This is a genomic window from Natronomonas sp., from assembly GCF_046483325.1.
GTDB lineage: Archaea > Halobacteriota > Halobacteria > Halobacteriales > Haloarculaceae > Natronomonas.
The window spans coordinates 16879-39574 of record NZ_JAWODL010000008.1; the positions used below are offsets into that span (position 1 = coordinate 16879).

The 22696-nt window shown below is 63.0% G+C and carries 19 protein-coding genes and 2 pseudogenes; 3 read left to right on the plus strand and 18 right to left on the minus strand.

What is annotated here, in order from left to right:
• Positions 1 to 77 precede the first annotated feature (77 nt).
• The 14 genes and pseudogenes from R6U53_RS01440 to R6U53_RS01505 all read right to left on the minus strand — a co-directional run bounded on the left by R6U53_RS01440 (position 78) and on the right by R6U53_RS01505 (position 17168).
• Complete coding sequence (locus R6U53_RS01440) at positions 78 to 503, minus strand: NusA-like transcription termination signal-binding factor (protein ID WP_410320599.1); 426 nt, start codon at positions 501 to 503, stop codon at positions 78 to 80.
• Between the two features lie 25 nt (positions 504 to 528).
• On the minus strand, positions 529 to 1737 hold the full coding sequence (gene rpoA2, locus R6U53_RS01445) for a DNA-directed RNA polymerase subunit A'' (RefSeq protein WP_410320600.1): 1209 nt from the start codon (positions 1735 to 1737) through the stop codon (positions 529 to 531).
• Entirely contained in the window at positions 1730 to 4909 is a 3180-nt protein-coding gene (locus tag R6U53_RS01450; protein WP_410320601.1) for a DNA-directed RNA polymerase subunit A', read from the minus strand. The genes rpoA2 and R6U53_RS01450 overlap by 8 nt, the downstream gene beginning before the upstream one ends.
• Entirely contained in the window at positions 4909 to 6735 is a 1827-nt protein-coding gene (gene rpoB / locus R6U53_RS01455) for a DNA-directed RNA polymerase subunit B (protein WP_410320602.1), read from the minus strand. The genes R6U53_RS01450 and rpoB overlap by 1 nt, the downstream gene beginning before the upstream one ends.
• 1 nt (position 6736) lies before the next feature.
• The gene (locus R6U53_RS01460; RefSeq protein WP_410320603.1) at positions 6737 to 8302 is read right to left on the minus strand and encodes a DNA-directed RNA polymerase subunit B''; all 1566 of its coding nucleotides are present in this window, start codon (positions 8300 to 8302) and stop codon (positions 6737 to 6739) included.
• The gene (locus tag R6U53_RS01465; RefSeq protein ID WP_410320604.1) at positions 8299 to 8526 is read right to left on the minus strand and encodes a DNA-directed RNA polymerase subunit H; all 228 of its coding nucleotides are present in this window, start codon (positions 8524 to 8526) and stop codon (positions 8299 to 8301) included. The genes R6U53_RS01460 and R6U53_RS01465 overlap by 4 nt, the downstream gene beginning before the upstream one ends.
• 274 nt (positions 8527 to 8800) lie before the next feature.
• Entirely contained in the window at positions 8801 to 9604 is an 804-nt protein-coding gene (gene pheA, locus R6U53_RS01470) for a prephenate dehydratase (RefSeq protein WP_410320605.1), read from the minus strand.
• 265 nt (positions 9605 to 9869) lie between these two features.
• Positions 9870 to 10143: pseudogene (locus R6U53_RS01475) on the minus strand (helix-turn-helix domain-containing protein); the annotation flags it as partial.
• Between the two features lie 184 nt (positions 10144 to 10327).
• On the minus strand, positions 10328 to 11752 hold the full coding sequence (gene lpdA / locus R6U53_RS01480) for a dihydrolipoyl dehydrogenase (RefSeq protein WP_410320606.1): 1425 nt from the start codon (positions 11750 to 11752) through the stop codon (positions 10328 to 10330).
• A 46-nt stretch (positions 11753 to 11798) separates the two neighbouring features.
• Positions 11799 to 12923 carry an ABC transporter permease gene (locus R6U53_RS01485; protein WP_410320607.1) on the minus strand — a complete coding sequence of 375 codons (1125 nt, stop codon included), beginning with the start codon at positions 12921 to 12923 and terminating at the stop codon, positions 11799 to 11801.
• Positions 12920 to 13576 carry an ABC transporter ATP-binding protein gene (locus R6U53_RS01490; RefSeq protein ID WP_410320608.1) on the minus strand — a complete coding sequence of 219 codons (657 nt, stop codon included), beginning with the start codon at positions 13574 to 13576 and terminating at the stop codon, positions 12920 to 12922. The genes R6U53_RS01485 and R6U53_RS01490 overlap by 4 nt, the downstream gene beginning before the upstream one ends.
• The gene (locus R6U53_RS01495; RefSeq protein ID WP_410320609.1) at positions 13563 to 14828 is read right to left on the minus strand and encodes a hypothetical protein; all 1266 of its coding nucleotides are present in this window, start codon (positions 14826 to 14828) and stop codon (positions 13563 to 13565) included. Before R6U53_RS01495 ends, R6U53_RS01490 begins: the two co-directional genes overlap by 14 nt.
• Positions 14829 to 14894: 66 nt before the next feature.
• Positions 14895 to 15554, minus strand: coding sequence for a response regulator (locus tag R6U53_RS01500; protein WP_410320610.1), 660 nt, complete (start codon positions 15552 to 15554; stop codon positions 14895 to 14897).
• A 228-nt stretch (positions 15555 to 15782) separates the two neighbouring features.
• Complete coding sequence (locus tag R6U53_RS01505; protein WP_410320611.1) at positions 15783 to 17168, minus strand: signal recognition particle protein Srp54; 1386 nt, start codon at positions 17166 to 17168, stop codon at positions 15783 to 15785.
• A 171-nt stretch (positions 17169 to 17339) separates the two neighbouring features.
• On the opposite strand from R6U53_RS01505, the gene R6U53_RS01510 reads away from it, so the two are divergent.
• Positions 17340 to 17489, plus strand: coding sequence for a 50S ribosomal protein L40e (locus R6U53_RS01510; RefSeq protein ID WP_410320612.1), 150 nt, complete (start codon positions 17340 to 17342; stop codon positions 17487 to 17489).
• Between the two features lie 107 nt (positions 17490 to 17596).
• Positions 17597 to 18166 carry a response regulator transcription factor gene (locus R6U53_RS01515; protein WP_410320613.1) on the plus strand — a complete coding sequence of 190 codons (570 nt, stop codon included), beginning with the start codon at positions 17597 to 17599 and terminating at the stop codon, positions 18164 to 18166.
• A gap of 415 nt (positions 18167 to 18581) precedes the next feature.
• On the opposite strand, the gene R6U53_RS01520 is transcribed toward R6U53_RS01515, so the two are convergent.
• From R6U53_RS01520 to R6U53_RS01530, 3 genes are all read right to left on the minus strand, one after another.
• On the minus strand, positions 18582 to 19583 hold the full coding sequence (locus R6U53_RS01520; protein ID WP_410320614.1) for an ArsA family ATPase: 1002 nt from the start codon (positions 19581 to 19583) through the stop codon (positions 18582 to 18584).
• Between the two features lie 635 nt (positions 19584 to 20218).
• Complete coding sequence (locus R6U53_RS01525) at positions 20219 to 20575, minus strand: fluoride efflux transporter FluC (protein ID WP_410320615.1); 357 nt, start codon at positions 20573 to 20575, stop codon at positions 20219 to 20221.
• Positions 20563 to 20922, minus strand: a complete 360-nt coding sequence (locus tag R6U53_RS01530; RefSeq protein WP_410320616.1) for a fluoride efflux transporter FluC — start codon at positions 20920 to 20922, stop codon at positions 20563 to 20565. Before R6U53_RS01530 ends, R6U53_RS01525 begins: the two co-directional genes overlap by 13 nt.
• Positions 20923 to 21708: 786 nt before the next feature.
• Between R6U53_RS01530 and R6U53_RS01535 the strand changes: the two are divergent.
• Positions 21709 to 21825 (plus strand): annotated as a pseudogene (locus R6U53_RS01535) (carboxypeptidase regulatory-like domain-containing protein); the annotation flags it as partial.
• A 112-nt stretch (positions 21826 to 21937) separates the two neighbouring features.
• Here R6U53_RS01535 and R6U53_RS01540 read toward each other — a convergent pair.
• A complete protein-coding gene (locus R6U53_RS01540) occupies positions 21938 to 22270 on the minus strand; it encodes an AN1-type zinc finger domain-containing protein (RefSeq protein WP_410320617.1) in 333 nt (110 codons plus the stop codon).
• Between the last annotated feature and the right edge of the window lie 426 nt (positions 22271 to 22696).

A 22696-nucleotide genomic window follows, 5' to 3' on the forward strand; every position in this document is an offset into this window, starting at 1 on the left:
TGAACGCTCGGTGATTCGCCGGGGGGATGATAAACGTCCGCATACGGCGAGTTCGTGTGAAAGAAAGCGCGGCCCGATCAGGTCAACTCGATCCCGTCGACGTCGAAATGCCGTTTCGCCAGCCGTCTCGCCATATCGATCCGGCGGCCGTCCTTGCCGATCGCGACGCCCCGATCCTCGTGGTCGACCTCGGCGTAGGCGATCGTCGTGTCGTTTTCGCTGATCGTGACGTTGTACACTGCCGCGGGCGCGAGGGCGTTCGCGACGAAATCCTCCACCGTGTCGGCGTTTTCGATCACGGTTACGTCGCGGCCGACCGCCGACTCGATCGCCCGGACGTGCTTGCCGCCCGGACCGATCGCTTTGCCCATCGTTCCCGCTGGGACGACGAACACGAGGCGATCGCACTCTTCGTCGACGACGCAGTCGATTGCCGGGACGTCCGTCTCGTCGTCGAAGACGGCGATGTACTGTCTGGCTTCGTCGGAGAGGGTAACGATCATGAGAAGTAACGGGATCGATCGTGTATTAGTCGTCCGCCGATGGGCTTCCCGACTGTCTGGCACCCATCCGGAGATCGACGTCGCCGGTGCCGAGTTTGATCGGCTTGCCGACGATGACGTTCTCGGTGACGCCATTGAGATCGTCGACTTCGCCGTGGATCGCGGCGTCGATGAGGTGGTTGACGGTGACCTCGAACGCCGCACGCGCGAGCACCGAGTCCTTGTTGCCGGAGATACCGTGGCGGCCGATCGACTCGATGTCACCGTTGTTCGTCATGATGTCCGCGACGAGCATGAGGTGGCGGATGTTCACGTCGTCGAGCCCCTGCTCTTCGAGCGTGTTCATCGTCTCCTCGATGATCGCTTCGCGGGCCGCCTCGATCCCGAGGTTGCTGTGGATCTCGTGGATGTTGTTACACGTCGTCCGCGAGGCGTCGACGCCCTCGATATCGAGGACCTTCTTTAGGTTCGACCCCTCGGTGTAGAGGACGAACTGCTCGCCGACGTCGAGATCCTCCTTTCGGATGACGACGCGGCTGATCTCCTCAATCCCTTTGAACACTATCTCACGAAGCTCCTCGACGAGCTGTAGCAGTCGTCGATACGAGGGCTCTTCGGGACCGAACTGGATCACGGTCGTCGCCGGACGATCCGTCTCGACGCCGAGTTCGGCCTCGATCGTCCCGGCGATCCGGCCGGCGATGTCGTCGATGCTGCCGACCGTCGGCCACCGCTCGTCCAGCGTCTCCTCGTTGAGGTCGATCTGGACGAGCATGTCCGCGACGTTCGTCGAGACGTCACCCAGCGCGAGGATCTTCGTCGCCTCGATCTCCCAGACGACCTCGTGGGCCCGGTCGCGGTCCTCGGCGTAAACGCCGTCGAGATGAACCGTCATCATCGGGGTGTCCGGGGTCTTCCGCGCGTCGACCAGTTCGATGAGCCGCGGCAGCCCCTGCGTCACGTCGATCTCCGCGACGCCCGCGTAGTGAAACGTGTTCATGGTCATCTGCGTACCTGGTTCACCGATACTCTGCGCCGAGACGGTCCCGACGGGATCGAGCGGATCGACGCGGGATTGGAGGTACTCCGACTCGACGCCGTAGGTGATATCCTCGACGTTCTCGACGGTCACGTCGTCGCGGGCCTCGACGGCGTCGTAGACGTTATCTTTCAGCCGTCGGGGGAGGTCGCTGTCCTCGACGACGGCCTCCATCTCGTCGGTGATCTCAGTCATCGGATTCCACCTCCGCACCCGAAACCGAACGCCACGACTCGCCGTGCTCGGAGATGTTCGTCGTGGGTTCTTGGATGCCGAGGAACTCCTCCCGTTCGGCCGGCGAGTCGAACTCCTCCTCGAGGATGCGGTCAGCGATCGAGTCGATGTCGATGTTGAACTCCTCGGAGGAGGAGACGCGAACCGGCGAGGTGCCGTCCTCGCCGAACTCGAACTGGACGATGGTGTCGGACGTGTCGCGGACGGTACCGTCGTACTGCGTTTCCAGCTCCGAGAGCGCGTTGATCAGCCGCCGCTGGAGGTAGCCGGACTTCGAGGTCCGAACCGCCGTGTCGACGAGCCCCTCTCGACCGCCCATCGCGTGGAAGAAGAACTCCTTTGGCGTCAGGCCGTTCCGGTAGGAGTTCTTCACGAACCCGTGGGCGTCCGAGGAGAGATCGTTCGGCTTGAAGTGACTCAGGGTGCGATCCTCGTAGCCGCGGTTGATTCGCTCGCCCCGAACCGCCTGTTGACCGACGCAGCCGGCCATCTGCGTCAGGTTGAGCATCGACCCACGCGCACCGGATTGAGCCATGACCACGGCCGGGTTGTCGTCGGTGAAGTGATCGTCGGCGATGTCACCGGCGGAGTCACGGGCCTTCCCGAGCGTCTGCATGATCTTCATCTCCAGGGTCTCGTCGACCGTCCGTCCGGGCAGCGATTCGAGTTCGCCGTTCCGGTAGGTATCGATGAGCGTCTGGACGCGCTCGTTGGCGTTGTCGATCGCCTCGGCGATCTGCTCTTCGGCCTCGCGCTCGATCGACTCGTCGTCGATCCCGATCGAAAAGCCAAAGTGCATGATCGATCGCATCGCCAGCGTGGCGACCTCATTGACGAAGACACGAGCGCGGGTGTTGCCGTACACCTTACAGATCGTGTCGACGACCTCGCCGCCGAACGCACCGACCGCGTCCTCGTCGATCGTCCCGGAGACGAGTTCGCCGTCGACGATCTCGACCTCGTCGCCGGCCGAGGAGGTGAACGTGAGCGAGAGTCCGTCGGGGAGGAGCTCCGAGAAGATCGTCCGGCCCGCCCAATAGTCGACGCCGGCCTCGTCGGTGGTGTCCGGCTCCGGCAATCCGTCGATGCTCGTCGCACGGAGCAGATCGAGCGCCTGCGTCTCGTTGAACTCCGGATTCTCGTGGGTCAACAGATACAGCCCGGAGATGTGGTCCTGGATCGCGCCGATGATGTTCTCGCCGAAGCGCGGGCTGAGGATCTGCTCTTGGACGCGCATGAGGACGCGCGCCTCCGCACGGGCCTCCTCGTTTTGGAGGGCGTGCATGTTCATCTCGTCGCCGTCGAAGTCGGCGTTGTACGGCGGACAGACGACTGTGTTGAGCCGGAACGTCTTGTAGGGCATCACGACGACCTCGTGAGCCATGATACTCATCCGGTGCAGCGACGGCTGCCGGTTGAAGATAACTATGTCGCCATCGATGAGGTGACGGGCGACCTCCCAGCCGGGGTCGACCTTCTCCGAGAGTTCCTCGCAGTTCTTCTCGGTGACCTTCAGGCGGCGACCGTCGGGGCGTTTGACGTAGTTCGCACCCGGATGCGCCTCCGGTCCGTTGGCGACGTACCGACGGGCGTCGTCGAGGTTCCGCTCGTTGACGATCATCGTCTGGGTCATCTCGCTGGCGACCCGATCCGGAACGCCGACCTCGTTCAACGAGAGCGTCGGATCCGGCGAGATGACGGTCCGCGCCGAGAAGTTCACGCGCTTTCCGGACAGCGAGCCGCGGAATCGGCCCTCCTTGCCCTTCAGCCGCTGGCTAAGCGTCTTCAGCGGTCGGCCGGAGCGGTGTCGAGCCGGCGGCGTTCCCGAGATCTCGTTGTCCATGAACGTGGTGACGTGGTACTGCAACAGCTCCCAGAGATCCTCGATGATGAGCTGTGGCGCACCGGCCTCGCGGTTCTCCATGAACCGCTGGTTGATCCGGATAATATCCACGAGCTTGTGCGTGAGGTCGTCCTCGGACCGCTGGCCGTTATCAAGCGTGATCGAGGGGCGCGCCGTCACCGGCGGCACCGGCAACACGGTCAGGATCGTCCACTCGGGCCGAGAGCGCTCCGAGTCGATCCCGAGCGTCTCGATGTCCTCGTCGGGGATCGCCTCGAAGCGGTCCCGGATGTTACTCGGCATCAGTTTGTCGCCGCTGTAGGAGACGAACGCGTCCGGCGCGGGCGCCTTCTCGAAGCGGCCGCCGAAGGAGCCGTCAGAGGACATCTGCTCACCGATGATTTGGAGCAAGGAGACGTGCTCGCGGCCGATCCGCTCGCTATCGCCCGGCCCCTGACCGCTCATCAGCCGGCTGATGTCCGCGACGGTGAGCATCGCGTCGCCGCCCCACGTCGAGACGACGTCGTTGACTGCGTCGACGAGCTCGCCGAGTTCGATCTCGGTGCCGCCCTCGCCGCCTTCGAGCGCTTCGGCGAGCAGATCGCGGATGTCCGAGTCCGGGACCGGCCCCTGTTCGAGGTACGTCGACGGTTTCTCGTGGCTGATGTCGTACTGGGCCGTCGGGTAGCCCTTGCGGTAGTCGTCGTCCTCCGTGCAGTACGGACAGTAGTCGGCGTCGCGGGCCTGCCGGATCGCCGCCTTTAGCACGTTCGAGGGATCCTCGCCCAGATCTCGGGTCCGTTCGAGCTGATCGAGGAACTGCTGGCGTTTTCGCTCCGCGGCCTGTTCGGCCTTTTCTTGGGCCGATCGGGCGTCCTCGGGGCTGACGAACCACGTTCGCGGCGGGGTATCGTCGCGCTCTTTGAAGAACTCGCGGCGGTACTCCCGGTCGGAGGGGTCCGCGAGGGTCAGTCGACCGCACTCCCGACAGGTGCCGCGAAGCAACCGCCGGATCAGTTTCGCGTGGCCGACGTGGACCACTGGTGCGGCGAGTTCGATGTGACCGAAGTGGCCGTTACACGAACCCGAGTGTTTCCCGCAGGTCTTACACTCCAGCCCGGGGTCGATGACCCCGAGACGGGGATCCATGAGTCCCATGTCGATGGGGAACCCGTCGTCGTCGTAGGTGTCGGCCGTGATTATCTTCGTGGCCGACATGTTCCGGTACTCCTCGGGATCCATCAGCCCGAAGCTGATCGATCCGATCTCTTTCGGGGTTTGTCCGTACATTATACAGCGTCCTCCAGTTCGATTCGCGGGGCGATCCCGAGCGCTTTCATCTCGTCGAGCAGCAGTTTGAACGCGTAACTCATCTCGACTTCGTGGACGTCGGTCTCCTCGTCACAGTTCGGACAGTAGACGCGGCGTTGTTCGACGTTCTCGACCGCGCTCATTCCACACTGCCCGCAGACGTAGATGTCCTCGCGGTCGGACTCGTCGAGGAGTCGCTCTTTGAGCGTCATGGCCGCGCCGTGGCCGATGAACACGTCCCGCTCCATCTCACCGATACGGAGACCGCCCTCGCGGGCGCGACCCTCGGTCGGCTGTCTCGTCAGCACCTGCACCGGCCCGCGCGAACGAGCGTGCAGCTTGTTCGAGACCATATGGTAGAGCTTCTGGTAGAAGATGACGCCGACGAAGATTTCCGCCTCGATCTTCTCGCCGGTGACGCCGGAGTACATGATCTCCTTGCCGTTGGACTTGTAGCCGCGCTCCACGAGCGCGTCGCGGAGCTCGTCCTCGTTTTCGCCCTGGAACGGCGTTCCGTCGACGCGTCGGCCTTCGAGGGAGCCGACCTTGCCGCCGAGCATCTCGAGAATGTGACCGACCGTCATCCGCGACGGCAGCGCGTGCGGGTTGACGACGAGGTCGGGGACGACACCGTCCTGCGTGAACGGCATGTCCTCCTGCGGCGCGAGGTGGCCGACGACGCCCTTCTGGCCGTGTCGGGACGCGAACTTGTCACCCAGTTCGGGGATCCGTTCGTCCCGGACTTTTACCTTCGAGAGCTTCGAGCCGTCCTCGCCCTCCATCAGCGTGACCGTATCGACGACACCGGATTCGCCGGATCGCATCGTCACCGAGGTCTCGCGTCGTTTCTGCGGGGAGAGCCCGCCCATGTCGTCCGGTTCCTCGAGGAACCGCGGCGGCGACGTCTTGCCGAGCAACACGTCGTTCTCGCCGACGTCCGTCTCGGGGTTGACGAGGCCGTCCTCGTCGAGGTGCGTGTAGGCTTCCTCGCCACGGGCGCCCCGGACATCGTCGTCGGGGATCTCGAAACGATCCTCCTGGCCGCCGGGATAGCGCCGTTCCTCGCCCTCGTAGGTCCGGAAGAAGTGCGAGCGGGCGAGTGCGCGTTCGACGCTCGCTTTGTTCATCACGAGGGCGTCCTCGATGTTGAACCCCTCGTAGGACATGACGGCGACGACGAAGTTCTGGGCGGCCGGTCGGTCGTCGTAGCCGATCTGTTCGGTGGTCTGTGTCTTGACGATCGATAGCTGCGGGTAGTGCAGGAGGTGCTGTCGGGTGTCCGGGCGGATCCGGTAGTTCGCGCTCGGCAGTCCGAGCGACTGTTTGATCATCCCCGATCCCATCGTAATTCGCGGCGAGGCGTTGTGTTCGGGATAGGGGATCATCCCCGCGCCGATCCCGAACATCAACTGGGGATCGACCTCGAGGTGTGTGTGATCCTCGGTGAGGTCGTCCTCATCGACGGCGACGAGGATGTCCTCCTCCTCCTCGGCATCGATGAACTCGATGTAGCCGCGATCGACGAGCGACTCGAACGCCAGTTCGCCCTCCTTGACGGCTTCGAGTTCCTCGTCGCCCATGATCGGCTCACCGTCTTCGATCACGAGCAGCGGGCGGCGAGCGCGGCCGGCGTCGGCGTTGACTATGACCTCGTCGGTTCGGTCGCGAACCGAGACGTTGACCATCTCGTCGATCTCGCCGCGTCGTCGCGATTCTCGGATGTCGTTTGCGAGTCTATGCGGGTCCGGATGGGTGCCGATGAGGCTCCCGTTTACGTACACTTTGGCTTCTCGTCCCTGGCTCATGTTAGTCGTCCGCGGTGTGTGTTTCGATCGTCTCGATTCCCGGAATCCCCTCGACGCCCATCGACGCGAGTTCGCGCTTCAGTTCGCGCTCGTCGGTGACGTTTTGGGACAGTTCCATCGCCTGTGCGAAGTTCTTGACCAGCCCACAGTTCGGTCCTTCGGGCGTCTCGGAGGGACAGATGCGACCCCATTGAGTCGCGTGGAGGTCCCGCGCCTCGAAGTGCGGTTGCGAGCGGCTGAGCGGCGATCGGAGCCGTCGAAGGTGTGATAACACGCCCATGTAGTCGGTCCGATCGACGAGCTGGGAGACACCGGAGCGACCGCCCACCCAGTTGCCGGTCGCGATCGGGTGTTCGAGCCGCTCGGTCAGCACGTCCGAGCGGACGACCGTGCTCACGGAGAGTTGGCGGTTCCGCATGTTCGCCCGTTCGAGCTGGTACTTCACGTCGCGAGCGAGCTTGTTCAGCGCCGTCCGGAACAGGTCTTTCATCAGGTCGCCGGAGACCTTCAGCCGCTTGTTCGCGTAGTGGTCCTTGTCGTCGGATTCGCGCCGACCGAGCGCCAACTCGAAACACGCCTCGGCCATCCGACAGAGGTAGACCGCCTTGTTCATCCGGACCTCCTCGTCCTCGATGCCCTCCTCGTGAAGGTGCGGCAGGAGGTATCGATCGATGACGTAGTTGGCGCGTTTCAGCTGGTAGTTCTTACCCTGCCCGGCGGCGACGCGCTGGCCGAGCGTCTCTATCGCCTCGGCGGTCGACCCGACCTCCGCCGCCTCCAGGTTTTCGAGCATGAACTTCACGATCTCGGGGTCCTCCGAGACGCGGTGGACGATCTCCTCGTCGGATTCGAGCCCGAGCGCCCGGACGAGCGTCACGAAGTTGATCGAGCCCGAAACGGAGGGGAACGACACCTCGAGGATGCCGCTTCGGTTCCGTTCACACAGCACGAGCGCCCGGTAACCGCGGCGTTGAGAGAACGTCTTCGCGATCTGGATCTCGTCGCCGTACTTCGTGTCGTACTCGGCGAGGATCTTGTTCGGCGCGAGATCCTCGCTCGTCATCAGCACGCGTTCGGAGCCGTTGACGATGAAATAACCACCGGGGTCGGCGGGGTCCTCGCCGATCTCGATGAGTTCATCCTGGGTGAAATCCGCGATGTTGCACTTGTTCGAACCGACCATGATCGGCATCCGTCCGACTTTCGTCTCCGCCTGGTCGACGACGTGCTCTTCTTCCTCCTCGCCGCCGCGAACGATGGACATCTCCATGAAGACCGGGGCGGAATAGGTGATGTTTCGGAGACGAGCCTCCTGCGGATACAGCAACTCCTCGGAGCCGTCTGCTTCCCGGACGCGGGGGGTCACGACTCTGACGTTCGAGAGATCGACGCGGACGGGCTCTTGACCCTCCTTGTCGCCGATGTCGGTCTCGATCGACTCCTTCTCGTCGACGACCCGCTGCATGCCGTGTTCGAGGAAGTTGTTGAACGATCGGAAGTGGTGCTCCGCCAGTCGTTCCCGTGAGAAGTACTCCCGCGAGATCGCGCGTCGGTCTTGCCTGTTCATTCTACCACCAATCGATAGACCACCGCTTCGTCGGTGGTCCGGGAATCGCGAACGATCTTCACCACGTCGCCGACTTCCGCGTCCTCTGGGAGGGCGGCGTCGCGGCGCTGTATTTTCGGTAAGTCTGTTCGACGGACGTCGTACTCCGCGAGCACGTCCTCGACAGTTTCGCGGTCGAGGACAGTGTGCTCCGGAACCAGGTTGTGTTGGCTTACGTCTACCATGTGTTTGGCTGGCCGGGGAAAGAAGCTGTCACGAGATACTACAGTTTGTTATACGCGGGGAGGATTTAAGGATTGTCAAATCAGACGGCGGTGGCTATCCGGGTCGCCTCCCGTTCGGCCCGGAAACTGCTCGTGCCCCCTTATTGGTCGGCCGTATTCAAAAACCCTTGCCAAACGGTGCCCAGCGTCGTCGAGCGATAGGAAGTTCCGGCGAAGGTGACGGAATCGCTATGCAAACGACCGGCCGGAGCGCTGCGCGAGGACGTGGACACGGTCACAACACGTGTTCGGTGTCGTAGGAACCGAGCACGCGAACCCAGCCGTGCGTGGCGATTTCGCGAAGCTCGTCGATGGCCTCCTGTGCGCGTTCCTCGTAGAGTCCGGCCGCGAAGTCGAAGTGGAAGATGTAATCACCGAGGCGCTCGCCGCTCGGGCGCGACTCGACCCGCGAGAGGTTGATGTCCCGCTCGGCGAACGGTTCGAGCATCTCGAGGAGCAGGCCGGGGAAGTTCGTGTTCGGGTAGACGATCACTGTGCTCTTGCCGCCCGCGTCGGAGCGCTCGGTTTCTGGGGCGAGCACCACGAACCGAGTCGCGTTCGACGTGCTGTCTTGGATGTCGCGGGCGAGCACCTGCAGGTCGTCGCTCGCCGTGGCGGGATGTGCGATCGCCGCGACGTTCGAATCGTCACGAGCGCGCTCGACGCCGCGGGCCGTCGAGGCCACGGCTTCGGTCTTCGCGCTCGGATACTCTTCGCTCAGGAAACCACGGCACTGCGCGAGCGCCTGCGGGTGGCTCGCAACCGCCTCGAACTCGCTCGCCTGCGCGAGCAGGGCGTGTTGGATCGGCGTGACGATCTCGCGGACGATCGCGACGTTTCTGTCCGCCAACGCGTCGAGCGATTCGGTGACCGACCCCTCGATGCTGTTTTCGATCGGCACGACGCCGCGTTCGTACTCGCCGCCGGCGACGCCCTCGACGATTCCCGTCACGGACTCGACGAACTCGATGTCGTCGGTGATGGATTTCGTCGCGCGATGGGAGTACGTTCCTTCCGGGCCGAGCGTGAGGGCTCTCATCGGCGACGCGTAGGCCACGGGCGTTTAAAAGGAGTGGGGTGACGCGTCGCGGTGGCGGTTAGTGGGTTCGTTCGACGGACTCGTCGTTGTTTTTCACTTCGGTGATGATCACGTCCCAGTCGGGGGGTTCGGCACCGTTGCGACAGTCCCATCCACCTTCGACGTCGATGTCGTCGTTGTACGCCCGCCGAAGGAGCGAGTTCAGTTCGCTCGTAATCAGATCTGGATCGACGGGTTTCGGACGCTCGATGGTACTCGAACGACTCTAAACGGGAGTCGGTCGATTCGGTCGGGGAGACTGGTCCATGAGCGTCCCCGCGATGAGCCGTCGATGGCCGCGTTTGGGCCGGACGAAAGCGACTGCTGGGTGATTCCGAGTCCCTCGGCGGTCTCTTCGAGCGATGTGTCACGCGGAACATCGAAGTGGCCGCGTTCGTGGGCCAACACCAGCGCCTCGCGCTGGGTATCGGTCAACTCGCGGGCGTCCCCCGTATCGGGAGCAACGCGTGGACGGCGGTGACCTCGATCGGGATCCGTGGTGACCGACAGCGCCGGCTCGATCGCCGGACGCTCGACGGCGAGTGCGGTCCGGATCGCGGCGAGATCGTCTCGACGACGGATGCGGCGACGCTGCCAGTAGCCGACGCCGACGAGCGTCTTGAGGGGGGGTTCGTCTGCGGGGACGCATACGAAGCCGTTTCGAGTCGGACCGTGGGTGTTTTTCTATCGGTTGAGCGTGTGGATCGCCTCGCCACGCGCGTTTGCTGCCGCCTCCCCGACCGCCTCCGACAGCGTCGGATGCGTGTGAATCGTCGCCGCGACGTCCTCCAGGCGGGCGCCCATTTCGATCGCGAGCCCGATCTCGGCGATCAGCTCCGACGCATCGGGCGCGACGATCCGTCCGCCCAGCACGAACTCCGTCTCCGCGTCCGCGATGACCCGCACGAACCCCTCGGTGTGACCGAGCGTCAGCGCTCGTCCCGATCCCGTCAACCGCATCTCACCGACGACCGGCTCGAACCCCTCCGCCTCGGCCTCCTCGGCGCTCAATCCCACGGTCCCGATCTCCGGATCGGTGAACACCGCCGCCGGGATCGCCTGGTAATCCAGCCGCGACGGCTCGCCCGCGATCACCTCCGCGGCGACGTGGCCCTCCCGATACGCCTTGTGCGCCAACATCGGTTCCCCAGCCACGTCGCCGACCGCGTGAATGTGCTCGACGGTCGTCCGGGTCGCATCGTCCGTCTCGATGACGCCCCGCTCGGTCGACTCGATCCCCGCTGCCTCGACGGCGCAGGTGTCCGAGGCGGGCTGGCGACCCACCGCCACGAGCACGCGTTCGGCCGTGTACTCGCTCTGCTCGCCGTCCTCCGTCTCGGTCGTCACCCGTGCGGCCGCGGCGACCTCCTCCCAGCCTTGAGCGGCCTCGCCGAAGTGGAAGTCGATTCCCAACGCCTCGGCGCGTTTGCGGGTAAGTCGAGTGATGTCCTCGTCGTATCCCGGCAAGATGTCGTCGAGCATCTCGACGACCGTCACGTCGCAGCCGAGTTTCGCCAGCATCGTCGACAGCTCCATCCCGATGTACCCCCCGCCGACGACGAGCAGCGACTCGGGCAGCGAATCCAGCGCGAGCACGTCGCTCGAAGAGAGAATCCGTTCACCGTCGAACTCGAGCCCGGGCAGCTCGATCGGCCGACTCCCCGTCGCGACGACCGCGTGTTCGAACTCGATCGACTCGCTGCCCTGCCCGTCGCCCCCGTGGACGACCCGCGCGGTGTGCTCGTTGGCGAACTCCGCTCGGCCCGAGATGAGATTGACCCCGTTGGCCGTACAGAGCTTCTCGACGCCGCTGGTGAGTTGGTCGACCACGCCGTTCTTCCAGCCGACGAGCCCCTGCATGTCCACGTCGGCGCGGGCGTGCAACCCCATCGACTCGGCGTGTTCGACCTCGTGGGCCAGATCGCTCACGTGGATGAGCGCCTTCGATGGGATACACCCGTCGTTCAGACACGTGCCACCGTACGCATCAGCCTCCACGAGCGTCACATCGAGACCCAATTGCCCGCCGCGGATCGCCGCCACGTACCCACCCGGCCCGCCACCGATCACCAGTACCTCAGTTCCAGTCGAAATGTCTCCCACGACCATATGTTATCGGTCAGACGACGGCCGGGGTTAAAAACGAGGTGGGCACTCAGCCCCGAAGCGCGTCGACGGGACGCTCGTTGGCCGCCTGCCAAGCCGGATAGAGCCCGCTGACGACGCTGATCAGGATCCCGAAAGCGAACGCGCCGAGCAGGTACAGCGCGTTCGTCGGGTCGAGAACGATCCACAGTTCGACCGGTGTCGCCAGATACAGCCCCGCAACGAGTAGCGTGGTGACGAGAACGCCGCCCGTCGCCCCGACGACGCCCAAAAGCGCCGCCTCGAACAGCATCGTCCTGAGGATCGCACGCCGGCTCACGCCGACCGCGCGCAGGACGCCGATCTCCTCGCGGCGCTCGACGGCGCTCATCAGCATCACGTTCAGGATACTCACCCCGGCGACGAAAAGCGATATCCCTCCGAGACCGACCAGAAACGCCGACAGAAGCGAAAAGAACGCGTCGATCTCCTCGAGGATAGAGGAGAGTTCGAAGACGTCGACGACCGCCTCGCGGTCGTTGACCGTCGCCTCGATCGCGGCCGCACTCGACGTCGCGGCGGCCCCCGTCTCGGTCTGGATAACGACCTGCTGGTAACCATCGCCGCCGACCTCGTCTTCGGGGAGCATGACGGCGTCGTTCGGCGAGACGGGCGTAAACGCCTCGATCGGCTCCAAGACGGCGATTACGCGGTACGTGTCGCCCGCGACGGCGACGTTGTCGCCGACCCGAACGCCGAGCGCGTCGGCGAGATCCGCGCCGACGATCGCCCCTTGCCGATGTCGGTCGGGGAGCCGACCATCGGCCGCGGTGTAGACGGAATTTGGGTTCTCGATCCCGTAGATCGTCGCCGCGGCCGACTCACCGCCGCGGCGAACGAGCCCGCCGTCGGTCCGAAGGGGAACGACGGTTCCTTCGGTCGTCACGCGCTCGATTTCGGTCACCGTGCCTTCGTCGATCGAGCCGATTCCGGCGTCGGCGTTCGGCGTGACGATCACCTGGGTACCGATGTCTCCGAGGGCGTCATCGGCCCCGACCGCAAGCACGTTGCCGAAGATGCCAAGCGAGGCGATGGCGACGACGCCGACCAAGATACCGAGCGCGGCGAGAGCCGATCGCAGCCGGTTTCTCGAGAGGTTGCGGCGCGCGACGAAGAGTGCCGGAAGCCGGGTCACGTTATCACCCCGTCGCGAAGTTCGATCGTCCGATCGGCGTAGGCTGCGACGGCCGGATCGTGCGTGACGGCGACGACGCTGACGCCGTCGCCCGTGACGGCCGTCAACTCCTCGAGGATCCGTTCGCCGGTATCTCGATCGAGGTTTCCCGTCGGCTCGTCGGCCAGCACGATCGTCGGGCTGTTGATCAGCGCTCTGGCGATCGCGACGCGCTGTTTTTGCCCGCCGCTGAGCTCGTCGGGGAGGTGTTCGACTCGATCGCCCAGCCCGACCCGCTCGAGCAGATCGGCAGCCCGTTCGCGTTTCGGCTCCGCGTCGAAGATCGTCGGCATGACGACGTTTTCGAGCGCTGAAAGCGTCGGAATGAGATGAAAGTCCTGAAAGACGAAGCCGATCGTCTCCTTTCGAAGCCGGGTTCGCTCGTCGATGGCGATATCGGTTACGTCTTCGCCGTTGACCCAGACCCGCCCCTCGTCCGGCGAATCGAGGAGGCCGATAACGTTCAGAAGCGTCGATTTACCGCTCCCGCTGGGTCCCATGATCGCGACGAACGAGCCGTGATCGACAGACATCGACACCGAATCGAGCGCGACGACGGTCTCGCCGCCCCCGTCGTACCGACGGGTAACGTCGATCAGCTCAATCGCGGCCACGGAGTCGCCTCCAGCCGAGTGCCACCCCACCGATGAGCACCACCGAACCGACGGCCACCGCGACGACCGACAGCGGGACGCCGGAGCCGCCGTCCGATTCGTCGGATTCGGTTCGGGCGTCGTACTCCAGTTCGAGGGTCCGCTCGTACGGATCGCCGTCAGCGAGATAGGTGACAGTCACCGGCACCGTCGTCGCGTTCGCGTGATCGACGTCGGCCGTCAGATCGAACCGCACGAACTCGCTTTCGGGAATCGTCCCGACGAAGTACTCGCGGGCCGGATAGGCCGGGGCGACGTGCTCGGTTTCGCCGATCGAGACGATCGCGCCGTTGACCGCACCCAGTCCGGGGTTCGCGGCGTTACCGGTCACGGTCACCGTCCCGTCCTCGAGGGTCATGTCCACGTCGGTCAGGACGACCTCTCCGCGATTCGGGCGGTACGCAAGCGTCGTATCGCTCGCGTTCCGCTCGGTGCCGAGCGTGTAGGTCGCCTCGAACTCGAACGTGGTCAGTTCGTCGAAATCGCCCGCGTCCAAAAAGACGCTCTCTGCCGTCCCAGGTTCGACGTCGCCGACGGCGATACGGGCGAGCGATTCGTTCTCCGTCGAGGGCTCGACGACCACGTCTCGGGCGGTCGCCGTCCCGAAGTTCGTCACCTCGACGCGGACGAGCGGCGTCCGGAGCTCCTCGTCGTCGTCCTCGCTGTCGCCGCCCAACAGACCGCTGGCGTCGGCTCCGAGGTCGACGTTGACCTGGTCGTCCTCGTCGAGTTCCGAAGGGAGAACCGTCCGGGCATCGACCTGTACGTCGTCAGTGATGCCGGTCGCATCGACGCCGCCGACGACGACCGTGAACGGACGGGTGACCGTCACCGTCTCCCCGTCCTCGTCTTCGGTCTCGATGAAGAGTTCGAGATCTTTGACGCCGGCTTCCTCGAAGGCAGTCGAGAGTTCGAGCGTCACGTCGTCACCGATCGAAAGCGAACCGAGCCGCGACGCTTCGGCGTGAACCGTGCCGTCGGTCCGATTTCGAATGGCGACGCGGTCTACGTCTACGCCGGTCGCGCTTCCGGCGGAGTTCGAGACGGTGAACTCGACGGTGGTCGTGTTGCCCGGTTCCGGGGCGGCCGGTGTCACCGTCAGGTCCGAGACGACGAGCCGGGCGTCGGGGACGTCCGCGGCTGCCGGAACGGCGACGGGGGCGGTGACGACGAGGAGGAGCGTACAGACGACGAGGAGGTGGAGGCGCTTCACTACTTGACGTAGGGTTTCAGGCGTTTTATTGGTGTTGCTAACCGCGACCGATAGCCGGGAAATCGATCAGATCCTGTGCTCGCTTACCGGCTCGCGCTGGACGGTGAACCCGTCGAGTTCGACGGTGATCCGTTCCGTGATCGCCGTGAACGCTTCGTAGTGGTCGCCGCCGGGGTCGATCGTCGTCCGGCTATCGATGAGGCAGGCCTGTCGGAGGGTGTTGAGCCGGCGATACACCGTCGGCAGGGAGTAGCCGGTCACGTCCGCGACTTCGCGGGCGCTTTTTTCGTCGCCGTTGAGGACACGATAGCAGCGCCGCGTCTTCTCGTCGCCGAGCGCATCGAGCACGTCGCTCGCGGTGTCATCGGCGGCGTGAGTCAGCGCGCGATCGACCGCTTCGAGCAGGTTCGTCCGATCGATCGGTTTGAGCACGTACTCGTCGAACGGGAGTTCGATCATCCCCTCTTCGGGTTCGACGGCGGTCACCATCACGACCGGCACGTCGTGGCCGTCCTCGCGGAGCGCTTCGAGGACGTCGTCGCCCGACGTGCCGGGCATTCGCCGGTCGAGCAACACGAGATCGATCGACTCGTCGAAGGCAGAGAGAGCTTCGCGACCCCCGTACGCCGTCCGAACGGAGTATATTCCGTCGAACCACGTTCGGTAGATTTCGACGAGTTCGCGCTCGTCGTCGACGGCTAAAATCGTGGCGTTCTCGGTCGACATCCCCTACATTTTACTCAGCGGCCGGAGATATAACGGTTTGGGAGAACGTCTCGAAAAAAGACTCAGTTGGCGGGCGACCGTGCCGCTGACACGACTTAGAGGAGGCGGATCGACCGCCGAACGACCGTCGATCGACCGGAGTCGCAGAACGGCCTGTACGGGTCGTGTAACGATATACCGGCCATAGCCGGTATGGATCGGCGACGGCCGACGAACCAACGATTCGTGTTAGTCCCCGAACGGCCCCAGCCCGCCGAGACCGCCGCCACCACCGCCACCCTGCATCTGCTTCATCATCCGCTGCATGTCGCCGTCGCCGATCCCCTGGAACTGCTTCATCATCCGGCTCATCATCTTGTGCTGTTCGAGCAGTTCCCGGACCGTCTCCTCGTCCTTGCCCGAGCCGCGCGCGATGCGTTCGATCTGGCTTTGACCGATCGATCGCGGATGTTCGAGTTCGTCGTCGGTCATCGAGTCCATGATCACCTCGAAGCTCCGCAGTCGATCCTGCGTCACGTCCATCGCGTCGTCGGGGAGTTGGTCCTTGATCCCGCCGCCGAGGCCGGGAATCATGTCGAGCACCTGATCGAGCGGCCCCATCCGGTTCATCGCGTTCATCTGCTTTCGCATGTCGTTCAGGGTGAACTCCCCTTTCATCAGGTCCTCGGGATCCCAGTCCTCCTCGGCCTGCGTTTCGGCCATCGCGCGCTCGACGCGCTCGGAGAGCTGTTTGAGATCGTCCATCCCGAGCAGCCGGGAGATGAACCCCGACGGCTCGAACCGCTCTATGTCTTTTACTTCCTCGCCGGTCCCGAGGAACGCGATCGAGGACCCGGTCTGATCGACCGCCGCGAGCGCCCCACCACCCTTCGCCGTCCCGTCGAGTTTCGTGATGACGACGCCGTCGATGCCGACCGCGTCGTGGAACCGCTCGGCTTGATCCTTCGCGCCCTGCCCGATCGCGGCGTCGAGGACGAGCAGGTTCCGATCGGGATCGACCACCGACTCGATCTGCTCGAGTTCGTCGATCAACACGTCCTCGAGGGCGTGCCGACCGGCCGTATCGACGATGTGAACGTCGGCGTCGGCGGTCGCTTCGAGCCCCTTTCGGGCGATGTCGACGGGATCGTCGTTGTCGGGATCGCCGTAGAAGTCGACCTCGGCGCGTTCGCACATCTCCTTGGCCTGTTCGTAGGCGCCGGGGCGGAACGTGTCCGTCTGAATGACAGCCGGGCGGAGGCCCTTCTTCGAGAACCACCACGCCATCTTCGCGGCGGTGGTCGTCTTCCCAGAGCCCTGCAGTCCGGCGAGGACGACCGTCTGTTCTTCGAGCGGGAGGTCAGTCGAGTCGCCGACCAGTTCGACCATCTCCTCGTAGACGATCTTGAGGACGTGGTCGCGGGCGGTCGTCCCGGCCGGCGGCTCCTCGTCGAGGGCGCGCTCCCGGATCGAATCCGAGAGGCCCATGACGAGCGAGACGTCGACGTCGGCCGAGAGGAGCGATCGCTGGATCTCCTTGACGATCTCCTCGACGTCGTCCTCCGAGAGGGTCGTCTTCCCCTGTAGTTTGTCGAGCGTTCCCCGGAGGGAACTGCCCAGGTCGTCGAGTACCATTTGCCGTCTCTAAACGGTCAAGACTAAAGGCTTTGTTCGTCGCGACCCGCCGTCGAGGCCGAAGGGTCGGCGCACACGGCGACTGACCGGTCCGAACCGGCCGGGGACGGGATCGACCCGCAGCGACCCCGAACGGTTAGGTTTATCCGCGAGGGCCGTCTCGCGTCGTGTATGGCTAGCTTCGAGGAAGCAGAAAAGCGCATTCTCGACAAGATGATCTGTATGCGCTGTAACGCACGGAACCCGGAACGCGCCGAAAGCTGTCGAAAGTGCGGATACAAGAACCTCCGGCCGAAGGCCAAAGAGCGCCGCGCGGCCTGATCGGACGGCAGTCGACCTGCTTAATTAAAAAGGCGTCTCGTTTCGACTGCGTAAAGACCGCGAGCCCATATGTATCCCGTGAGGGTATAGTGTCGCATGGGGAGCGTATGACCGACGGAACGCCGACGGTTCTGGTCGTCGACGACGACAGCCGGCTCGCGGATCTGTACGCCACGTGGCTCCGCGACGGGTACGACGTCGAGACGGCGTACGGGGGTCCGGAGGCCGTCGAAGCGATAGACGCCCGCGTTGACGTGGCGCTGGTCGACCGGCTGATGCCGCGCCTGTCGGGAGACGGCGTGTTACGGCACGTTCGCGAGGAGGGGTACAACTGCCGGGTGGCGATCGTCACGGCGGTCGAACCCGATTTCGGGATCATCGAGATGGGCTTCGACGAGTACGTGGTCAAACCGGTCGAGCGCCGGGATATCACGACCGTCGTCGGCTCGCTCATGACCCGGACGGAGTACGACGAGAAACTCCAAGAGTTCTTTTCGCTGGCGTCGAAGCGCGCCGCGCTCCAAACCGAAAAGAGCCGCCGCGAGCTTGAGACGATCGTCGCGTACGGGGAGCTGACGGCGGAGTTCGAGCGATTGCGGCGTGAATTGAAACGAACCGCCGACGAGATGACCGGCCGCGATTTCGAGATAGAGATGCAGCGCGTCAGTGCGGATTGAAGATCGGACAGCCCTCCAGGTCCTTCCTGGACGACCTCGGACACCACGTATGAGTGCAGAGGCCTTCGCATTTCACAGGTAGACGGCGTCTCTTGGGCTACCGAGTTGTGGCCACAGTGGATATTGGTCCGGGGGAGAGTCACATCCGACGAGCGGGCGCGGATTTGAGAACGGTGCCGAGCCAACATCCACCGTAGCCGCCGAAATGTCCGATCGGATACGAGAATTCGTGGCGGGTCACACCCGTTCGGAGTCCGGATTGTTGGAGCGAGTGGACTCGAGGACCCCCGGGAAAACCTCCTGCTCGCGGGATTTCTCGATTGGCACTCGACCGCCATTAACGGCAGGACGAACGCCAAGCGCTCCGAAACAGGGGGAAACGGGACGCCGTTTCGTTGACTGGCACCTTCGCCGACTACGGTGAATGCCTGTGCGTCCGATCGTTACGTTCCGAGAGCAGATACGGACCGAGTTCGGAAAGTGTATCCAGACCCTGTACCTCGCTTTCAAACTGTGGAACGACCCTGGTCGGGACGGCGAATCGATCTTCTATGTCCTGTAGGCGCCTCGTGTGGCGCTTGGCGTCGCGCTGACACCTGTCGCACTGGCACTGGTGATCGTTCTGGAAAAACCGGTTCAGGACGAGGGAGTCGACCGGGACGGACACGTCGTCGAGTCGGGAGACGAGGCGCTCGGTTTCGGCGATCGCCATCCGTTCGGGCGTGAGCACGACTCGAAAGCGAGTGTGGGTCGGGTCGCGAATAAGCTCTCCCACCACGCCGATACGTTCGCGAAGCGACGCGATATCGTCGGATTCGTCGCGACCGCCCCAGTACGCTGCGGGCCCGAATACCATGCTCCGTGCTGTCTTGGCCGTCCGTCGAACGCGCCGTTGTACCTCGCCAGCCACGCCGAGCGTCTCGTCGAGGACTTCGGGAAGATCGAGTAGCCGAAGCGTGTGGCCGGTCGGCGCGGTGTCGAAGACGACGTTGTCGTATCCCGCCGAAGTGTAGCGGGCGATGTACTCCAACGCAGCTACTTCGTCACCCCCCGGAATCAGTCCCGCCTCGAAGAGGCGTTCGAGATCGCCTTCCTCTAACCGCAATCCTACGTCTCGGAACTCGTCGGCGAGCGCTTCGACGACTGACCGATACACTTCCTGCCCAGTCTGAGGGTCGACCTCGACCGCGAACAGCGAGTCGGTTACGGCCGTCGGCTCACCATCGAGATCGTGCTCGAACGCATCACCGAGAGAGTGAGCCGGGTCCGTGGAGACGACGAGCGTCTTCGCGCCAGACTCTCTCGTCGAGAGCGCGAGTGCATGTGCCGCCGCACAGGTAGTTTTTCCGACACCGCCTTTCCCACCGTACAACACGACAGAAGACGATCGCTGGTCGCTTCCGTCAGTTCGATTCATCACCTAGCCGAAGGAGCCACAGCGTTACAAGTGTGAGGCCTGTCGAACACCTCGGTACGCCCACGCGCTCGTCGAACGATATCGCGAACGTCCGTACCGAGGAGTTGCCGAGCGCGTCCCTTTGTGGACGATCGATAGTTGCCGAGCGCATCCCTTTGTGGACGATCGATAACGGATCACGCGTGTTCGAGAGACCGATAAACGATTCACTGTGGATGGATTGTGAGTCGTGAGTGCCGGGACCTCCAGCTCTTAGATACGAGATGCACTCGGTATGGGACAAATGAGCCCCCAAGGATCGAAAACGGGTGTGGGAATCGGATACTCTTGCTCCGTTGGATAGCGGTGTTTACGCAGACGGGCAGAACTTGACATCCTCCCCGCCCCGAAGGGCGAGGCTTTCTCCTCGATCTTCGTAAATCGGCGGGTAAGCCGCTGAGGCTAGTGGTCTCAAGATCGGCGTCGAATCATTCCAGCTCAGGGGACGCTACTTAATTAGGCAGATGATCTGACTGTCAAGGGTATCATCCGCTCGATCTTCCCGGATCTTTAGCTCGCGCTCTTTGATGGGCTAGTTACGCCCATCGTTCAAATCCCAAGAACGTTGCTGCATTTCAGGGTTCCACCAACGTCGATCAGACGGCATTCGAACCAGCGACCGCGAATCCAGCGAGTACGGCGACGAGCGCGGCGACGAGCGTGCCGACGGCGTAGAACACCGCTGCAACGCGGTATTCATCCTCCGCGAGTCGGACCGTCTCGACGGCGAACGATGAAAAGGTCGTGAACGCGCCGCAAAAGCCGACCGCGAGCCCGAGGGCGATGGGGCCGCCGATGTCGGAGCCGAGTACGACGCCGATGAGGAGACTCCCCGAGACGTTGACCACAAAGGTGTCGAGGCTCCGACGTTCGACCGCGAGGCTCACGGCGTATCGGGTGACGGCGCCGATCGCACCGCCGACGCCGACCGCGAGCGCGCTCACGAGCGCCACCGGACCACCTCACGGGCGAGCAGGACGGCCGAGAATCCGAGTGCGTAGTTGCCGACGACGTTTGCCGCAGCCAGGGTCGGTTCGAGCACGGCGGTCTCGCTTGCGAAGGTGCTGTACGTCGTGAACGAGGACATGAACCCGGTGGAGACGACGAGCCGTGTCGCGTCCGACGCGCGCCAGCGTTCTCGCGTCCCGTAGACGAACAGGCCGAGCGCGAACGCGCCGACGACGTTGACGGCGAGCGTCCCCCACGGGAACGGCTCCGGCAGGGCGATCGTGACGGCGTGGCGACTCAGCGCACCCGCGAACCCGCCCAACGCGACGAGGAGGGCTGCGCGTCGTTGCATACCGAGGTCTCAGGCGAAAGCCACAGATGCCTTGCGGTTCCCGACTGGGGTCGTATTAACGCAGGCATGAGTCCACCAGACGGCGAAGGCTCGCAGCCACCGCTCGGCGGTCGTTGGTTTGGCGTAGCCAAATATGTTTGGATAGAAGTATATATAGCGTTTTACTTTATTAATGATGTGTCTGACGGCGTCTCAATTTCCGTAGCGAGGGGTGTTAAATCGGAGGCCGAGACGCGACAGTGTGGCCTTCAGGTGGCGCGCATCATCCACGAGGCTCGTCGCTTGGATAGTCGGTTCGTTCTGTCCGAGTTCACGGAGAATCGGCACTGTAAGCTGCGTCGTTCGCGTCGAAAAGAGCGTACAGAAGAAATGTATTCGCCCCGGGATCGACGGTAGCGTACAGCCAACGGCGCTCATCGGTGAGTTGGACCACCCTCTTATCGAGCACGGCGTGAGTCGGCTCGGCATCACGGCTCGGCTGTATCTCAGCTTTCTATACCGAATAGCGAATGGCGGTCTACCGTCGACTGATACCAAATATATCAATAAACTATTTACTATAGTTAATTTATATATAAGCCAAATACAGCTGAATGTCGAGTTCGATTATCTGTTCGCGTGTCCGCTCTCGCTCAACGGATCCTAGATCGATCCAAACGGCATCGCGATTGGGGCGATCTATTTCGACCATAGACCACTCGAAACACCGACCGCCTCGCGCTTAATTTACCACCGCCCCCGACTGGCAGGGAGGGATTTATATAGCAACACGGGACCAGACGGCCCATGCGAGGGACACAGCGGTTCAAATCGGATACGCGTGGTATCGAAGGCCTGCCGGTCAGACTCGTCATCGCGTTGGTCGTCGGCGTCGCGAGCCTGTCGGTGATGATGAACATGATAAAAAGTAAAATTGGTACCAATTGCTATATATTTTTATGTGTATAATAGAGAAATAATATGGTAAGAGTTTGGTGATACAGGGCGCTAATTCGGTGCGGGAACATACTACCGGTCAGCGCCAAAATAATAGTCTATCAATTAGTGATGAATTCTGGTCGCCGTCTTTATTTTTCGAATCCATGTCTTCCCCGTCTTGCACAATTGATCCATCTGGCGCTACATCGGGTGATGATTCGCCGAAGTCGCTAGCTGGCCGCTTCCCGGTACGTCCAATTGAATTTGAGTCAATTGGCTCAACAGATCTCCTTTCATTTTTCTGAAATTCGTGTGGGCTCCCGTCACAACCATGTTTTTCAGGGAGCCGATGATTACCACAATACACTCCACCACACCAGTTACAGCGAAACCGAACTCCTTCGTCCCAACAGTACTCACACCGAACCATATACCGTCATATCGGTAAGAATATAAATATCTAATCCGATTCCAGTTAATGCGCCGTCTTGCTGACTACTACCTCTATATCCAGCACCTCATTTGTATCGTTGGTAAGGGCTTCAATAGAGCCTCTGAGGCGTATCCCGATGAATCCTTCTCGTTCGTCGCCATTCTCACTTAGATGTTTAATTATGCCCTTAGAGTACCAAGTTAGGAGGGTCATTTGCTTGAGCCGATGGATACCACTCGGAACAGGGAACGATGGTCAAATTATTAAAACTCCGTGCTATCAAGTGATCTTAACACGGATTTGAGTTATTAGCTCTACCGGCTCTATGGAGATCCTCAACGGCTGACAAGACTGGTGATCCACCGCCTGCTCGGGGTGTCACGCGGCTCACGGACCAGGTTCCGTCACGACGCGCGCCACCCG

What these genes read in the sequence shown, in the direction of transcription:
- R6U53_RS01440 (WP_410320599.1), bottom strand. Translation starts at nt 503, where the DNA reads ATGATCGTTACCCTCTCCGACGAAGCCAGACAGTACATCGCCGTCTTC.
- rpoA2 (WP_410320600.1), bottom strand. Translation starts at nt 1,737, where the DNA reads ATGACTGAGATCACCGACGAGATGGAGGCCGTCGTCGAGGACAGCGAC.
- R6U53_RS01450 (WP_410320601.1), bottom strand. Translation starts at nt 4,909, where the DNA reads ATGTACGGACAAACCCCGAAAGAGATCGGATCGATCAGCTTCGGGCTG.
- rpoB (WP_410320602.1), bottom strand. Translation starts at nt 6,735, where the DNA reads ATGAGCCAGGGACGAGAAGCCAAAGTGTACGTAAACGGGAGCCTCATC.
- R6U53_RS01460 (WP_410320603.1), bottom strand. Translation starts at nt 8,302, where the DNA reads ATGAACAGGCAAGACCGACGCGCGATCTCGCGGGAGTACTTCTCACGG.
- R6U53_RS01465 (WP_410320604.1), bottom strand. Translation starts at nt 8,526, where the DNA reads ATGGTAGACGTAAGCCAACACAACCTGGTTCCGGAGCACACTGTCCTC.
- pheA (WP_410320605.1), bottom strand. Translation starts at nt 9,604, where the DNA reads ATGAGAGCCCTCACGCTCGGCCCGGAAGGAACGTACTCCCATCGCGCG.
- lpdA (WP_410320606.1), bottom strand. Translation starts at nt 11,752, where the DNA reads ATGGTCGTGGGAGACATTTCGACTGGAACTGAGGTACTGGTGATCGGT.
- R6U53_RS01500 (WP_410320610.1), bottom strand. Translation starts at nt 15,554, where the DNA reads ATGTCGACCGAGAACGCCACGATTTTAGCCGTCGACGACGAGCGCGAA.
- R6U53_RS01505 (WP_410320611.1), bottom strand. Translation starts at nt 17,168, where the DNA reads ATGGTACTCGACGACCTGGGCAGTTCCCTCCGGGGAACGCTCGACAAA.
- R6U53_RS01510 (WP_410320612.1), top strand. Translation starts at nt 17,340, where the DNA reads ATGGCTAGCTTCGAGGAAGCAGAAAAGCGCATTCTCGACAAGATGATC.
- R6U53_RS01515 (WP_410320613.1), top strand. Translation starts at nt 17,597, where the DNA reads ATGACCGACGGAACGCCGACGGTTCTGGTCGTCGACGACGACAGCCGG.
- R6U53_RS01520 (WP_410320614.1), bottom strand. Translation starts at nt 19,583, where the DNA reads ATGAATCGAACTGACGGAAGCGACCAGCGATCGTCTTCTGTCGTGTTG.
- R6U53_RS01530 (WP_410320616.1), bottom strand. Translation starts at nt 20,922, where the DNA reads ATGCAACGACGCGCAGCCCTCCTCGTCGCGTTGGGCGGGTTCGCGGGT.
- R6U53_RS01540 (WP_410320617.1), bottom strand. Translation starts at nt 22,270, where the DNA reads ATGGTTCGGTGTGAGTACTGTTGGGACGAAGGAGTTCGGTTTCGCTGT.